At 73.9% G+C, this 15,217-nt stretch carries 14 protein-coding genes and 1 pseudogene; 10 read left to right on the plus strand and 5 right to left on the minus strand.

Annotated elements, in window-relative coordinates:
• Positions 1-48: 48 nt before the first annotated feature.
• Together msrA and ACW0Q9_RS09225 are read right to left on the minus strand one after the other, a co-directional pair.
• Positions 49-711, minus strand: coding sequence for a peptide-methionine (S)-S-oxide reductase MsrA (msrA, locus tag ACW0Q9_RS09220; RefSeq protein ID WP_456179655.1), 663 nt, complete (start codon positions 709-711; stop codon positions 49-51).
• Between the two features lie 76 nt (positions 712-787).
• Positions 788-1,201, minus strand: coding sequence for an HIT family protein (locus ACW0Q9_RS09225; protein ID WP_456179656.1), 414 nt, complete (start codon positions 1,199-1,201; stop codon positions 788-790).
• Positions 1,202-1,270: 69 nt separating this feature from the next.
• Here ACW0Q9_RS09225 and ACW0Q9_RS09230 point away from each other — a divergent pair, with 69 nt between their 5' ends.
• The 4 genes from ACW0Q9_RS09230 to ilvA are packed head-to-tail and all read left to right on the plus strand — an operon-like array spanning position 1,271 to position 5,972.
• On the plus strand, positions 1,271-2,413 hold the full coding sequence (locus ACW0Q9_RS09230) for a cystathionine gamma-synthase (RefSeq protein WP_456179657.1): 1,143 nt from the start codon (positions 1,271-1,273) through the stop codon (positions 2,411-2,413).
• Between the two features lie 16 nt (positions 2,414-2,429).
• Positions 2,430-3,842, plus strand: a complete 1,413-nt coding sequence (locus ACW0Q9_RS09235; protein WP_456179658.1) for an amidase — start codon at positions 2,430-2,432, stop codon at positions 3,840-3,842.
• Positions 3,843-3,891: 49 nt separating this feature from the next.
• Entirely contained in the window at positions 3,892-4,755 is an 864-nt protein-coding gene (locus ACW0Q9_RS09240; protein WP_456179659.1) for a DUF4328 domain-containing protein, read from the plus strand.
• Positions 4,752-5,972, plus strand: a complete 1,221-nt coding sequence (gene ilvA / locus ACW0Q9_RS09245; RefSeq protein ID WP_456179660.1) for a threonine ammonia-lyase — start codon at positions 4,752-4,754, stop codon at positions 5,970-5,972. The genes ACW0Q9_RS09240 and ilvA overlap by 4 nt, the downstream gene beginning before the upstream one ends.
• A 127-nt stretch (positions 5,973-6,099) precedes the next feature.
• Here the strand turns inward: ilvA and greA are convergent, their stop codons facing one another.
• The gene (gene greA / locus ACW0Q9_RS09250) at positions 6,100-6,600 is read right to left on the minus strand and encodes a transcription elongation factor GreA (protein WP_456179661.1); all 501 of its coding nucleotides are present in this window, start codon (positions 6,598-6,600) and stop codon (positions 6,100-6,102) included.
• A 147-nt stretch (positions 6,601-6,747) separates the two neighbouring features.
• Positions 6,748-7,182 carry a DUF4307 domain-containing protein gene (locus ACW0Q9_RS09255; RefSeq protein ID WP_456179662.1) on the minus strand — a complete coding sequence of 145 codons (435 nt, stop codon included), beginning with the start codon at positions 7,180-7,182 and terminating at the stop codon, positions 6,748-6,750.
• A gap of 213 nt (positions 7,183-7,395) precedes the next feature.
• Here ACW0Q9_RS09255 and mca point away from each other — a divergent pair, with 213 nt between their 5' ends.
• The 4 genes from mca (at position 7,396) to ACW0Q9_RS09275 (ending at position 12,353) form a co-directional block, all read left to right on the plus strand.
• Complete coding sequence (gene mca / locus ACW0Q9_RS09260; RefSeq protein WP_456179663.1) at positions 7,396-8,277, plus strand: mycothiol conjugate amidase Mca; 882 nt, start codon at positions 7,396-7,398, stop codon at positions 8,275-8,277.
• Positions 8,278-8,325: 48 nt separating this feature from the next.
• The gene (locus tag ACW0Q9_RS09265; RefSeq protein ID WP_456179664.1) at positions 8,326-8,619 is read left to right on the plus strand and encodes a hypothetical protein; all 294 of its coding nucleotides are present in this window, start codon (positions 8,326-8,328) and stop codon (positions 8,617-8,619) included.
• A gap of 216 nt (positions 8,620-8,835) precedes the next feature.
• Complete coding sequence (locus tag ACW0Q9_RS09270; RefSeq protein WP_456179668.1) at positions 8,836-11,334, plus strand: putative bifunctional diguanylate cyclase/phosphodiesterase; 2,499 nt, start codon at positions 8,836-8,838, stop codon at positions 11,332-11,334.
• Between the two features lie 158 nt (positions 11,335-11,492).
• On the plus strand, positions 11,493-12,353 hold the full coding sequence (locus ACW0Q9_RS09275; protein ID WP_456179665.1) for a hypothetical protein: 861 nt from the start codon (positions 11,493-11,495) through the stop codon (positions 12,351-12,353).
• A 70-nt stretch (positions 12,354-12,423) separates the two neighbouring features.
• Here ACW0Q9_RS09275 and ACW0Q9_RS09280 read toward each other — a convergent pair whose 3' ends face one another.
• Positions 12,424-13,455, minus strand: coding sequence for a phosphatidylinositol-specific phospholipase C domain-containing protein (locus ACW0Q9_RS09280; RefSeq protein ID WP_456179666.1), 1,032 nt, complete (start codon positions 13,453-13,455; stop codon positions 12,424-12,426).
• A 246-nt stretch (positions 13,456-13,701) separates the two neighbouring features.
• On the opposite strand from ACW0Q9_RS09280, the gene ACW0Q9_RS09285 reads away from it, so the two are divergent.
• Both ACW0Q9_RS09285 and ACW0Q9_RS09290 read left to right on the plus strand, forming a co-directional pair.
• Complete coding sequence (locus ACW0Q9_RS09285; RefSeq protein ID WP_456179667.1) at positions 13,702-14,592, plus strand: hypothetical protein; 891 nt, start codon at positions 13,702-13,704, stop codon at positions 14,590-14,592.
• Between the two features lie 171 nt (positions 14,593-14,763).
• Positions 14,764-15,217 (plus strand): annotated as a pseudogene (locus tag ACW0Q9_RS09290) (hypothetical protein); the annotation flags it as partial.

Here is a 15,217-nt window from a genome sequence, read left to right on the forward strand (position 1 = left end):
CCCACGGTGTGACAAACACCGCAGGCCCGGAAACGGACACCGGGTCGCTCAGCCGGCGGTACGCGCCACGCCGACCGGGCAGCTCAGCCCGTTGGGGCCGTGGTTGCAGTAGCCGTTCGGGTTCTTGGTCGGCGCCAGGTACTGCTGGTGGTAGTCCTCGGCGAAGTAGTAGTCGCCGAGCCGGGCGATCTCCGTGGTGATCTCACCCTTGCCGGCCCGAGCCACGATCGGCGCGAACGCGTCCCGCGAAGCCTGCGCGGTGGCCAGCTGCTCGTCGGTGGTCGCGTAGATCGCCGACCGGTACTGCGTGCCGACGTCGTTGCCCTGGCGCATGCCCTGGGTCGGGTCGTGGTTCTCCCAGAAGACCTTGAGCAGGTCCTCGTAGCTGATCTTCGACGGGTCGTAGACCACCTGGACCACCTCGGCGTGCCCGGTCATCCCCGAGCAGACCTCCTCGTACGTCGGGTTGGTGGTGTAACCACCCGCGTAGCCGGCCGACGTGGTGAGCACGCCGGGGAGGGTCCAGAACAGCCGCTCGGCGCCCCAGAAACAGCCCATCCCGAAGACGGCGACCTGCGCGCCCGCGGGGAAGGGGCCCTTCAGCGAGGACGGCAGCACCTCGTGCCGGTCGGCGATCGGCATCGCGATCAGGCGGCCCGGCAGGGCCTGGTCGGGAGAGATCATCTCGGCCTTGATGCGGCGAAGGAACACGGTGGGACTCCTCTCTTGGCTTTCCCAGCGGGTTCAACAGCGCCGGTCCCCGGTTCCTTACCCGACGGTCCCGGGCTCAGGCCAGCGCGGCGGCGACCCGGGCGGCGAAGTCCTCGGCCTCGGCGTCGTCGGCGTACCGGGTCCGGGGCCAGAAGAAGCCGCGCAGCCCGTCGCCCCTGGTCCGCGGCACCACGTGGGTGTGCAGGTGCGGGACCGACTGGGACACCTTGTTGTTCATCGCCACGAACGTCCCGCCGGCCCCCAGGCCGGCCTCCACCGCCGCGGCGAGCCGCTGCACCAGCCGGAAGTAGCCGGGCAGCGCGTCGGCCGGCAGGTCGGCGAGGGTGACCAGGTGGGTGCGCGGCACCACCAGCACGTGGCCCTTGAACACCGGCCGGGTGTCCAGGAACGCCACGCCGTCCGCCTCGTCGGCGACCCGGAACGCCGGCACCTCACCCGCCACGATCCCGCAGAACACACACCCGGCCACCCGCCCAGGCTAGGCGCTGACGGCGGGTTCCACGCGGTGGGACGGGGCGGGCGGACTAACGTCTCGGGAATGAGTCACGGCTTCGAGACGCTCGCCATCCACGCCGGTCAGGACCCGGAGGCCCGCACCGGCGCGGTGATCCCGCCGATCTATCAGACCAGCACCTACGCCCAGGACGCCGTCGGCGCGCCCCGGGAGGGCTACGAGTACAGCCGCTCCGGCAACCCCACCCGGGACGCGCTCCAGGAGTGCCTGGCCGCGCTGGAGGGCGGGCCGGTGGGGCTCGCCTTCGCCAGCGGCCTCGCCGCCGAGGACACCCTGCTGCGGACCGTCTGCAAGCCGGGCGACCACGTGGTGATCCCGGACGACGCGTACGGCGGCACGTACCGCCTCTTCGCCAAGGTGGCGGAGCGCTGGGGGCTGGACTACACCCCGGCCCGGGTCTCCGACCCGGACGCGGTCCGGGCCGCGATCCGTCCCGGCGCCACCCGGATCGTCTGGGTGGAGACCCCGACCAACCCGCTGCTCGGCATCGCCGACATCGCCGCGCTGGCCGCCGTCGCGCACGAGGCCGGCGCGCTGCTGGTGGTCGACAACACCTTCGCCTCGCCGTACCTCCAGCAGCCGATCGCCTTCGGCGCGGACGTGGTGGTCCACTCCACCACCAAGTACATCGGCGGACACTCCGACGTGGTCGGTGGCGCCCTCATCGCCGCCGACCGGGCGCTGGGCGAGGAGCTGCGCTACCACCAGAACGCGATGGGCGCCGTCAACGGCCCGTTCGACGCCTGGCTCACCCTGCGCGGCATCAAGACCCTCGGGGTACGCATGGACCGGCACTGCGACAACGCCGAGCGGATCGCCGCCTACCTGGACGGTCACGCGAAGGTCGCGCAGGTCATCTACCCGGGCCTGCCGGCGCACCCGGGTCACGAGGTGGCCGCCAAGCAGATGCGCCGGTTCGGCGGGATGATCTCCTTCCGGGCGGCGGGCGGCGAGGAGCACGCCGTGGAGATCTGCAACCGGGCGAAGCTCTTCGTGCTCGCCGAGTCGCTCGGCGGGGTCGAATCGCTGATCGAGCACCCGGGACGGATGACACACGCGAGCGCTGCCGGCTCGCCGCTTGAAGTTCCCGGCGATCTCGTGCGACTGTCTGTCGGCATCGAGACGGTCGACGACCTGCTCGCCGATCTGGAGCAGGCGCTGGGCTGACCGCTGGCTGGGGAGGATGGCCGTGCAGGACATCATGCCGACGACCTGGGTGGGGGCGACCGCGAAGCAGATCGCCCGCGGCGTACGCCGGGGTGACGTCTCCGCCACCCAGGTCGTGGCCGACCACCTCGACCACATCGCCCGCGCCGACGCCGAGCTGGCCGCGTTCCGCGCGTTCCGCGGCGGCGAGGCGATCACCGAGGCGGAGAAGGTCGACGAGCAGGAGGACCTGGCCAACCTCCCCCTGGCCGGCGTGCCGGTGGCGGTCAAGGAGAACACCCGGGTCGCCGGCCTGCCCACCTGGAACGGGTCGGCCGCGGTGCGTACCCCGGTGGCGGAGGCCGACCACGAGGTGGTCCGCCGGCTGCGCGGCGCGGGTGCGGTGATCCTCGGGGTGACCCGGATGCCGGAGCTGGGCCTCTGGGCCCTCACCGACGACGAGTCCGGGGTGACCCGCAACCCCTGGGACCCGACGCGCACCCCCGGCGGCTCCTCGGGCGGCGCGGCCGCCGCGGTGGCCGCCGGGCTGGTGCCGATCGCGCACGGCAACGACGGGCTCGGTTCGATCCGCATCCCGGCGGCCTGCTGCGGACTGGTCGGGCTCAAGCCCGGCCGCGGCGTGGTGCCCTGCCAGCTCGGCGCCGACGACTGGTTCGGCCTCACCGAGCACGGCATGCTGACCAGCACCGTGGCCGACGCGGCGGTCGGCTTCTCGGTGCTGGCCGGGCGCCGCCCGGAGAAGCTGGTCCCGCCGCCGCGGCTGCGGGTCGGCGTGTCGCTGCGCTCGCCGGTGCGCGGCGTGGCGCCGGACGCGCCGAACCGGGACGCGGTCACCGCCGCCGGCCGGCTGCTCGCCGCCGCCGGGCACGACACCGTCCCCGCCGACCCGGTCTACCCGACCCGCCTCGGCCTCCAGGGCATCGCCACCTGGTTCGCCGCGGCCGCCACCGAGGTGCAGGCCGCGGGCCTGGAGCGGCGCGGCCTCCAGCGGCGCAGCCGCCGGCACGTGTCGCTCGGCGAGTGGGCGCAGCGCCGGGGGTACGTGCGCGAGGCCGACCGGGCCGCCTGGCGCGAGCGGTCGGTGAACTTCTTCGCCGACCACTCGGTCGACCTGCTGCTCACCCCGGCACTGGCCGGCCCGCCGCCGGAGGCCGCGGGCTGGTCCGGCCGCTCCTGGCTGGCGAACATGAAGGCCAACATCCGGTACGCCCCGTACGCCGCGCCCTGGAACATCGCCGGGTTGCCGGCGATCGTGGTGCCGGTCGGCCGCCGCCCGGACGGCCTGCCGGTCGCCGTGCAGTTCGTCGGCCCGCCCGGCTCGGAGCTGCTGCTGCTCGGCGTCGCCGGCCAGTTCGAGATGCAGGCGCCGTGGCAGCGGCACGCCCCCGGCTACCCCCGGGTCGGGACGGGGTCGCCGGCCCACGCATGATCGTCTAGCGTGTGCGCGAATTCCGTACGCGACCACGGGGACGACGCCGATGCACTGCCAGATCTGCGGGGCCGACAGCCCCACCGTCGGCGCCCGCCCCCGCTGCGGCGTCTCGCCGGACCGGCCGGCGCTGTCGCCGGGGATGCCGACCTTGGCGGTACAGGGGATCGGTTCTGCCGCGGCGGTCGGGGTCGGCCTGACCGCGCTGCTGTACGCCCTGGTCGCGCTCGCACCGGCCCTGCGCGTCCTGCTGACCCCGCCCGGGAGCGATCCGGGCCGGCAGCCGACGCCGCTCGCCGTCGAGGGGCTGCTGTCTCTGGCCTACGTCGTGGTCTTCCTGACCACGGCGGTTTTGGTGATGGTCTGGATGTTCCGGGCCCGGAAGAACACCGACGCGTTCCCCGGCGGCCGGAGGGTGCTGGCCGCCCACTGGGCGATCACGGGCTGGTGGGTGCCGGTGGCAAGCCTCGCCGTGCCGTGCGTGGTGATGGTCGGCATCGTCCGGGACAGCCTCGACCGGGTGTGGCTGCGCGTCCTGGTCGGCGTCTGGTGGCTGGCCTGGCTGGCGTTCGGCGTCGCCGATCTGGTCACCAGCCTGGCCGGGGTGCGTGACCGGGTACGCCGCGCAGAGCAGGGGCTGGCACCGGATCTCGACCACTATCGGGACGCCGCGCTGCGCAACATTGTCCCGGCGCTGGCCTGTCTCGTCGCCGCGGTCGCACTGATCGCGGTCGTGCTGCGCGTCTCCGCCGCGCAGCAGGCCCGGATCGACGGGGCGGCGTGGCAGGCTGCCCTGCTGCCACCGTCGGCCCCGACGCAGCCCGTCACCGGGCCGTCGCCGCAGGTGCCCGGTGAGCCGACCGTGGCGTCGCCGCAGGTTCCGCCGGGGGCGGGTGGCACGATCGGGGCATGACGGAACTGGTCGGTCTCGCCGACGTACAGGCCGCGCGGGAACTGCTCGCCGGCGTCACCCGCACCACCCCGCTCGAGCCGTCCCGGCCGCTCAGCGCCGCCCTCGGCGGGCCGGCCTGGCTGAAGTGCGAGAACGTGCAACGCGCCGGGTCGTACAAGGTGCGCGGCGCCTACGTGCGGATCTCCCGGCTCTCCGCCGAGGAGCGGGAACGCGGGGTGGTCGCGGCGAGCGCCGGCAACCACGCCCAGGGGGTGGCGCTCGCCGCCGGCCTGGTCGGCGCGCACGCCACGGTCTTCATGCCGGTCAACGCGCCGCTGCCCAAGGTGGCCGCCACCAAGGGGTACGGCGCCCAGGTCGAGCTGGTCGGCAACACGGTGGACGAGTCGCTGGTCGCGGCGCAGACCTTCGCCGAGCGGACCGGCGCGGTGTTCATCCACCCGTTCGATCACCGGGACGTCATCGCCGGGCAGGGCACGGTGGCCCTGGAGATCCTCGAACAGTGCCCGGACGTGAAGACCATCGTGACCGGGGTGGGCGGCGGCGGGCTGATCTCCGGCCTGGCCGTGGTCGCGAAGGCGCTGCGTCCCGACGTACGCGTGATCGGGGTGCAGGCGGCCAGCGCCGCCGCCTTCCCGCCCTCGCTCAAGGCCGGCGAGCCCGTCCGGCTGCCCTTCTTCTCGACGATCGCCGACGGCATCGCGGTGGGCCGTCCCGGCGAGCTGACCTTCACCCACGTCCGCAAGCTGGTCGACGAGATCGTCACGGTCTCCGAGGAGGACATCTCCCGGGCGCTGCTGATGCTGCTGGAGCGCGGCAAGCAGGTGGTGGAGCCGGCCGGCGCGGTCGGCGTGGCGGCGCTGCTGGCCGGTGCCGTCGAGGTGCAGGCGCCGGTGGTGGCGGTGCTCTCCGGCGGCAACATCGACCCGCTGCTGATGCTGCGGGTGATCGAGCACGGCCTGGCGGCGGCCGGCCGCTACCTGCGGGTCACCGTCCGCTGCACCGACCGGCCGGGGCAGCTCGCCTCGCTGCTCGGCGAGATCGCCGAGCACCGGGCCAACGTGGTCGACGTGGTGCACCAGCGGGCCAACCCGCACCTGCGGCTCGGCGAGGTGGAGGTGGCGCTCTCCGTGGAGACCCGCGGCGTGGAGCACTCGGACACCCTGATCAGCGCCCTGCGGGCCAGCGGATACCAGGTGGTCTTCGCCGGCGAGGGGTGAGGCACGGACGCGACCGCCCCGGCCGGACGGTGCCGGTCGGGGCAGTCGGGGTGTGGCTCGGGTCCGAGGAGCCTGTCAGCCTCGGTCGGGTCGGACCCGAGCCGTCCGGCGCGGGTCCGGTTGGCGGCTAGCCGGCGAACGGCTCGAACTTGACCACCGTCACCTTGATGTCGGCCCCGCTCGGGGCCGTGTAGGTGCAGGTCTGGCCCGCCTTGCCGCCCAGGATCGCCTTGCCGAGCGCGGACTCGGGGCTGTAGACGGTGAGGTCGGTCGTGGAGGCGATCTCGCGGGAGCCGAGCAGGAAGGTCTCGGTGTCGTCGGCGTCGTCGTCGAAGTAGATCGTGACGACCATGCCGGGCGACACCGCGTCGGCGGTCGGGGCCTCGCCGACCTTGGCCGTGCGGAGCAGCTCCTTCAGGTAGAGGATGCGACCCTCCGCCTTGCCCTGCTCCTCGCGGGCGGCGTGGTAGCCACCGTTCTCCCGCAGGTCGCCCTCCTCGCGCCGGGCGTTGATCTCGGCGGCGATGACCGGCCGGTTGGCGATGTGCTCGTCGAGCTCGGCCTTCAGGCGGTCGTATGCGTCCTGGGACAGCCAGGTGGCGGGCGCCTCGTTGTCATTGGTGGACACAGGCGATCTCCTCGTTGGTGCGGACTGGCTGACAGGTGAACTACCAAGTTACCAGTGCCGGGCACGTCAGGGTGTCGCCGATCACCCCGGGTGCCGGCGGTGGAGACCCGGGGTGCGGGGTGTGCCGGCGGCTCGCCGGCCTCCGGCTCAGCCGGCCGGCCGGCAGCGCAGCACCTCGCCGATGAAGGGCCGGGCCGTGGTCGGCACCTCCTGCCGGACCCGGACGTGCCGTTCGCCGGGCCGGGCGGTCACCGTGGCCTCGACGTGGCCCACCTCGGCGCCGTCGTGGGAGCGGGCCCGCAGCAGGCAGGTCGCCGAGCCGCCGGCCGGGACGGTCACCCGGAAGTCGACGACCACCCGGGAGTCGGTGATCCCGGTGTAGGTGATCACCTCGGCCCGGTAGTCGGGGTCGCCGTACTGGGAGTAGAGCTTGACCGCGAGCAGCCCGAGGAGCGCGAGCAGGACCGCTCCCACCAGCACGAGCAGGAGGGGACGGCGGCGCCCCGGCTCCCGGCGTCGGCCGTAGCGGCCGGGCGGGAAGACGGGTGCACCCGGTGCGACTGTGGCGTGCGTCTCGCTCACCGGCGGGTATCTCCTGGCGTTGTTGTCGGCGGCATCGGCAAGAATGGCAGAGTCCATCTTCCCAGCCCGGCGCTGAGTCAAGGATGGCAGGTCGGCCCCGCCGCCGGCCGGCCAGCACGGGGGCTTTCGCGGGCGCGGGGGGAGATTCCGGCAGGTCAGCCGGGCGGGCCCGGGCGGGCCGGGCCCGGTGGGCAGAGACGAGGAGCGCCGAAGGTGGCAGAGCAGCTGCGGCTCATGGCGGTGCACGCCCATCCCGACGACGAGTCGAGCAAGGGCGCCGCCACCATGGCGAAATACGTCGCCGAGGGGGTGGATGTCCTGGTCGTCACCTGCACGGGTGGTGAGCGGGGCAGCGTTCTGAACCCCAAGATGGACCGGCCCGACGTGTGGGCCAACATCGGCGACATCCGCCGCGCCGAGATGGACGCGGCCCGGGCCATCCTCGGCATCGAGCAGGCCTGGCTCGGCTTCGTCGACTCGGGGCTGCCGGAGGGCGACCCGCTGCCGCCGCTGCCCGGGGGCTGTTTCGCCCTGGAGGACGTCGAGGTCGCGGCCGCCCCGCTGGTGCGGCTCATGCGCCAGTTCCGTCCGCACGTCGTCACCACGTACGACGAGGAGGGCGGCTACCCGCACCCCGACCACATCATGACCCACAAGGTGACCGTGGCCGCCTTCGAGGCCGCCGGCGACCCGGACCGCCACCCCGAGCTGGGTGAGCCGTGGCAGCCGCTCAAGCTCTACTACGACGTGGGCTTCTCCCGGGCCAAGATCATGGCGCTGCACGAGGCGATGCTCGCCGCCGGCCTGGAGTCGCCGTACGGGGAGTGGATGAAGCGCTGGGAGGATCGCCCCGACAAGGGCGAGCGCATCACCACCCGGGTCGACTGCGCCGAATACTTCCCGGTCCGCGACGACGCGCTGCGCGCCCACGCCACCCAGATCGACCCGGACGGCTTCTGGTTCCAGGTGCCGATGGATCTCCAGCAGCGTGCCTGGCCGACCGAGGACTTCCAGCTCGCCCGCTCGCTGGTCGACAGCCCGCTGCCCGAGTCGGACCTCTTCGCCGGGGTGCGCGAGACGTGCCATGCCCGCTGATTCCCCGGCGGGCTACGCTGGTGGTCAGCCGCACATCGGAGGAACACCATGCTGACCGCCGCCCAGGTGCTCGCGGAGAACAACTTCGGTGACACCCGTACGGGTGGTCTGGCCGGTCCGATGGGCCTCTTCCTCATCGTGCTGCTGGCCACCGCCACCGTCCTGCTGATCCGGAACATGAACGCCCGGCTGCGCCGGCTGCCCGACCGGTTCCCCCAGCAGGCCGGCCCGGCCGAGCCGGGTCGGACCGACGCGACAGTCGCCGATCCGACAGACGGGACCACCGCGCAGGAATCACCGACGAACGGCCCCAACGGCTCCCAGCAGCGCCGGAACAGCTGAACAGCGCGTGAATCACGCCGAAGCCGGTCGTCGACCCCTGTTGCGACCACCGGCTTTGGCTTAGCCTTCCGCCGGGGGGACCGAAAGGCCCCGAGCCGTGCGCGGAAGGGGGGCGCCGATGTCGTTGGCAGCAACGGCCCCCGACCGTGCCCTCGGGCCGCCGTCCGACGGGGTGGGCCCGTGACCTCCGGCCGGGCCGGCGATCTCCCCGATCGGCTGGGTCTGCGCGGCACGCCGGTCGGAGTCCTCCTGCTGACCTCGGCCGTCGCGGTCACCGCCGTGGTGGCCGCCGTGGTCGGCCTCACCATCCCCACGCACCTGCCCCCGGACGACCCGCTGCCCGGGTTCGTCCGGTTCGGCATCGCCGTGGTCGCGTTCGCCGTGGCCCAGCTCGCCCGGCTGCGCTTCCGCACCGCCTCGGGCATGGTCAGCATCACCTGGGGCGAGGCCGCCCTGGTCGTCTGCCTCTACCTCGTACCGGCCGGCTGGCTGCCGGCCGCCGCGCTGCTCGGCGCCGGGGCCGCGTGGACCACGATGTCCCTGGTCACCGACCGCCGGCCGGCGCTGGAGCTGGTCCGGATCGCCGGCTCGCTCAGCGCCGCCACCGCGCTCGCCGCCGCGGTGGCCAGCGCGCTCGGCCGGCCGTTGCTCGCCGCGGCGCTCACCCCCGAGCTGGCGCTCGCGCTGACCGCCGGCGCGGTGGTCTACCTGCTCACCACCGCCTGGCTGGGCGGCGCCGGCCTCGCGCTGCTGCACGGCATCCCGATCGGGCCGCCGCTGCTCGCCGCGCTCCGCGGCAAGCAGCTCATGTTCGTCGGCAACGTGGCGGTCGGCCTGGTGGTGGTCAGCCTGCTGGGGCTCGACCCGCGCTGGCTGCTGCTCCTGCCGCCGCCGCTCTGGCTGCTCCAGCAGACCTACCGGCACCGGCTCCGGGCCGACCAGGAGCGGCGGACCTGGCGGGCGTTCGCCGAGGCCACCGCCGCGCTCAACCAGCTCGACGAGCGGGGCGTGGCGACCGCGGCGGTGACCGGGGCGCTCAACCTGTTCGGCGCCGAGCTGGTCGAGGTGGACGTGGCCCGGGGCGACGGCCGCTGGCGTCGCTACCGGACGGACACCGGCGGCCAGGTGCGCGACCGCGAGGTGGAGCCCCCGCCGGCCACCGGGTCCGGCGAACACGAGCTGGTCCGGCGGCTCGCCGTGGGCAGCGCCGAGGTCGGCCGGCTGCGGGTCCGGTTCCCCCGGTCCGCCCCGCCCACCGACCGCGAACGGGACGGGGTCGCCGCGTTCGGCGACGCGCTGGCCGCCGCCCTGCACGACGCCGCGACCCACCGCGAGCTGCGGCTGGTCACCGCCCGGTCGTCGTACGAGGCGGTGCACGACCAGCTCACCGGGCTGCTCAACCGGGCCGCCCTGCTGACCAAGGGCGACCAGGCGCTGCGGCAGCGGGCCCACGACCACCCGGTGGCGTTGCTGCTGCTCGACATCAACCAGTTCAAAGAGGTCAACGACACCCTCGGGCACGCGGCCGGCGACCAGCTGCTGCGGCTGGCCGCGAGCCGGCTGACCACCATGGCCCGTCCGGGCGACCTGCTCGGGCGGCTCGGCGGCGACGAGTTCGCCCTGCTGCTGACCACGGTCCCGGTGGTCGACGACCGGGCCGCCCCGCTGGCGTACGCGCTGCGCCAGGCCCGGGAGATCGCCGAGCGGCTGGCCGCGCCGACCGAGGTGGCCGGGGTGCGCATGTCGGTCGAGGTGGCGGTCGGCGTGGTGGTCGCCGACGCGGGCACCGCCGACCTGACCGAGCTGCTGCGGCGGGCCGACATCGCCATGTACCAGGCGAAGGAGGGCGGCGGCAGCGTCGCCGCGTACGACAGCTCGCGCGATGCGGCGAGCACCGACCACCTGGCGCTGCTCGCGGAGCTGCGGGAGGCCCTGGCGGCCGACGACCAGCTGGTGCTGGCCCTGCAGCCGGCGGTGGACCTGGCGACCGGCGCCCCGACCGGGGTGGAGGCGCTGATCCGCTGGCGGCACCCGCGGCGGGGCTGGCTCGGCCCGGCGGACTTCATCCGGCCGGTGGAGAACAGCGAGCAGCTCGGCAGCTTCACCCGCTACGTGCTGGACAAGGCCCTGGCGGTGGCGGCCGGCTGGGCGCGCGAGGGGCTGGACATCCCGATCTCGGTGAACCTGTCGGCGCGCAGCCTGCTCGACCCGCGGCTGCCGGCCGAGATCGGCGAGGCGCTGCGCCGGCACCAGGTCCCGCCGCACCGGCTGGTCCTGGAGATCACCGAGACCGTGGTGATGAGCGAGCTGGAGGTCATCGACGAGGTGCTGGCCACCCTCCGCTCGATGGGGGTGCAGCTCGCCGTCGACGACTTCGGCACCGGGTTCTCCTCGCTGACCTTCCTGACCCGGATCGCGGTCGACGAGTTGAAGGTGGACCGTTCCTTCGTGATCCGGATGGCCGACTCGCCGGAGGCGGCCGCCATCGTGCGGACCACCGTCGGGCTCGCCCACGAACTGGGGCTGCGGGTGGTGGCCGAGGGCGTGGAGACCGCCGAGCAGCGGACCGCCCTGGCCGAGCTGGGCTGCACCGCCGCCCAGGGCTACCACTTCTTCAAGCCGATGCCGGCGGACAAGATCGGGGCGGTGCTCGGGTCGCTGCTGGACACCGCGCGCGGCAACGTCTTCCCGCTCCGCGCCGACGGCGCCTCCTGACCCGCTCCGGCCGGCCCGGCTGATCAGGATCGGACGGGGCGACGCGGTCGTCGCGCCCCCATTAGGCTCGATTGAGCTGGGTGGATGCCTCGATCCGCCGAGCGTCTCAGCCATCTTCCGAAGGGGACAGCATGCGACTCTCCCGAAGACTTCCCGTCGTGACGACGGTGCTGTCGCTGGCCGCCACGGCGGTCGGCGCGCTGGCCGTCGCCCCGCCCGCCCAGGCGGAAGCGGTGCAGTCCGGATCGCTCGTGGTGACCGGCGACCCGGACGACCCCATCACCGAGGGGCGGAGCTATTCGTTCTCCACGGCGTCCGGGCACGGGTTCGACGTCTGGGGCACGGCCAACCACCTCACGGTCCGGGTCTACGACCAGGCCACCGGCTACTGGACCCTCGACCTGTCCGCGCCGGTCGGCCAGCCGCTGGCCGTGGGCACCTACACCGGTGCCACCGCGAACACCTACGAGAGCCCGCTGCCGGGGCTCGCCCTGAGCGGAAACGACCGCTCCTGCGGTGGCGCGTCGACCGGCTCGTTCACCGTCACGGACATCTCGTGGGGACCGCACGACTACCTGGAGCGCTTCGACGCCACCTTCGAGCAGAGCTGCGCCTACTACCCGGGGGCCGCCCGGGGCGAGGTGCACGTCGCCAACCCGCCCGCGCCGCCTGTGCTGGCGGTCGACGTGGCGGTGGCCGCGTCCGGCACGGTCGACGCCGGGACGGGCGAGGTGACGGTGCACGGCACGGTGACCTGCACCGCGCCGGCCACGGTCTACCTGCAGGGCGAGGTGACCCAGGTCCAGAACCGGCTGCTGGCCAAGGGTGCCTTCCGAGCGGAGGCGGCGTGCACCCCGGGAACGCCGGCGGCCTGGACCGCCTCCACCCCGTCGTACACGTCGACGCCGTTCCGTCAGGGCGACGTCGAGGTGGTCGGCAACGCCAGCGCCTACGACACCACGTACGACGTCTTCGTCAACGGTGACGACACGGCGGTGGTGCGGTTGCGGAAGGCCTGATCCTCCGGCCGTCCGGCCCGGGTTCCGCGAGGCGGGCCGGGCCGGACGGGCGCGGTGCTGGTCGATCGGCTCAGCCGCGGGGCAGGGTCTGGCCGACCACGGAGGGCAGGGCCGCCCAGTCGGCGGAGGCGACGCTGGCGTGCGCGGCCGCGAGCTGGGCCAGCCGGGCGCGGGCCGCCTCCGCGTCGGCGTCGCCCACCACCGGGGGGACGTTCTGGGCGTCGGTCATCACCAGCAGATAGTGGTTGGTGTCATACCAGGCGGTGTCGACGCCCCCGGTGACGTACGCCGTGGCGTCGCCGTCGAAGAGCACGAACCAGGGCCGTAGGCTCGCGTCGGCGTACCGGCCGCGCGGGTCGCCCGTCTGGGCCCGGTGCACCGCCGGAAACGCGCGGGCGCTGCCCAGCGTGCCGGCCGCGGCCAGGCCGGCCAGGTGGCGGGCGTACTCGACGTCGGTCCACAGGGTGTCGGTCGGGTTGCCCTCCTCCACCGTGCCGGGGATCAGCTCGACGATCACCTTGCCGGCGAGCTGCGCCAGGCTGGGCCAGGCGTCGGCGCGCGCGGCGGCGTCCAGGCTCGGGTGACCGCCGAGGAGGTCGGCCGGGCGGAACACCCGGTCGCCCAACCGCGCGGCGAGCACCGCGTCGAGCTGGGCCGGCCCCTGGCCGGTACGGCCGCTGAAGCCCGTCTTCAGCTCCAGCTTGAGGATCAGCGGGCCGGCGTCGGGGTGCGCGCCCAACCAGAGCCGGATGTCGTCCAGGCAGTGCTCCAGGTTCCGGTTCCGGGTGCCGGTGTAGAGCTGGGCGGCGCTGGTGGCGGCGACGCAGTTGTTGTCGTTGCCCAGCGGGTTCGAGTGGCTGACCCGCCACTGCCGGGTCAGCACGTCCGGCCAGACGTCCAGCTCGATCAGCCCGGGCCGGGCGTCGAGCGCCTGGGCCAGGTAGGTGTAGGTGCCACGGTCGTAGGCGTTGTGGGTGCCCACCACGGTGGTGGCGGAGATCCGGGTACCGGGGTCCACCGCGGCCGACGCGGGCCGGGCGCTGACCATCGCGGCGAGGACCGCGAGGGCGACGAGTGCCGACAGGGCGCGGAGTCTCTGCATGCCTACCTCCTCCGAGGCCGGCGACGGTCACCGGCATGCACAGATATAAATGGATGAACGTGAACACCGGAAGGCCCTCGGGTGCCCGGTCGCGGATGATCCGACGAGCGCCGGAGCGGGCCATGGTCCGGACCGGACGGTGCGCGCGACGGGACCCCGCGTGACCGGCCCGCCGGTTATGGTCGATCGACCAGGTCAAATGGGTCCGGCCGACCGTCGGCCCCGTCCATCGTCGAGAGGAAGAGCATGCATCCACTCCAGCGACGAGCCGCACTGGCGGCGACCGTTTCCCTGGCCGCGCTCGCGGTCGGGGCCTGGGCCGGCGCCGCGCCCGCACTCGCGCAGCAGGCCGAGTCGGGGACGTTCTCCGTCGGCGGCGACCCCGGCGACCCGGTCACCCTCGGCGGGTCCCACTCCTACGCGACCACCGCCGGCGATGTGCTCGACGTCAACGCCTACTACGACGCGGAGCACAGCATCAACGTCGCGGTCACCGGCGCGAACGGCGACTGGTGGCAGCTCAAGCTCGCCGCGCCGAACGGCCAGGACCTGGCGGCGGGCAGCTATCCGGACGCCGGCAACTACGAGACGGACACCCGCGCCGGGCTCAGCCTCCTCGGCAACGGCCGCTCGTGCGCCAACGGCGACAACTCCTTCACCATCCACGAGCTGGTGTTCGGCCCGTACGGGTACGTCGAGAAGCTCGACGCGAGCTTCGTCCAGCACTGCACGGGCGCCACCGGCGCGGCGTACGGCGAGGTGCACCTGGTCACGCCACCGCCGGCGCCGGCGCTCGGCCTGGTGCTGGACGTCGCCACCTCGGGCACCGCTGACGGCCTCAACGGCAAGGCGACCGTCCGCGGCACGGTGACCTGCACCGAGCCGGTCACGGTGACCATCACCGGTGAGGTGGGCCAGCAGCGCAACCGCCTGCGCGCCGAGGGTGCCTTCCGAGCGGAGGCGGCATGCACTCCCGGCACGGCCGTGGCCTGGTCGGCGGTCGCCGCCCCGGCCGGTGAGGTGGCCTTCGGCAGCGGCGACGCGGAGGTGGTGGCACACGCCACCGGCTACGACGCCACCTGGAACAAGTGGCCCACCGTGGACGACGCCGCGGTCGTCCGGCTGAAGAAGGTCTGAGCCCGGTCCGGCCCGGGGCCCACCAGGCTCCGGGCCGGCCCACCGGGTCGTGAGTCGGGTCGCCGACCGGCAGGCGGAGCGGGGCAGCGGGGCCTGGCTTCAGGCGCCTAGCCTCAACTCGGGCCGCGCATCGACACGCGCGGCCGGCAGTCCATCTTCGGGGGAGGACACATGCGCATTTCCCGGCGACGTCCGCTGCTCGCGGCGGCCCTGGCTCTACTCGCCGGCGTGGCCGGCCTGGCCATGGCCACGCCCGCCCAGGCGGAGCCCCGGGAGGTGCCCGCCACGGGCACCTTCACGGTCTCCGGCGAGGCGGGGGAGCCGCTCACCGGCGGCAACTCCTACGCCTACTCCAGCGACGCGGGCGACGAGATGCGGTTGTGGGGGCACGACCAGGAGATCACCGTTCGGGTGTTCGCCGGCTGGCACCTCATCCTGGTCGCCGGCCCGGACCGGCCGCTCGCGCCGGGCACCTACACCGACGCGCTCGGCTACCCGTGGCCCGGGCCGAATCCGGGGCTGACCCTTGTCGGCCGCAACGGTCCGTGCGACGAGAGCATCGGCTCGTTCACCATTACCGACGTGGACTTCGCCCCGTACGGCTACATGGAGAAGCTGGACGCCA

Source organism: Micromonospora sp. I033, assembly GCF_053890995.1.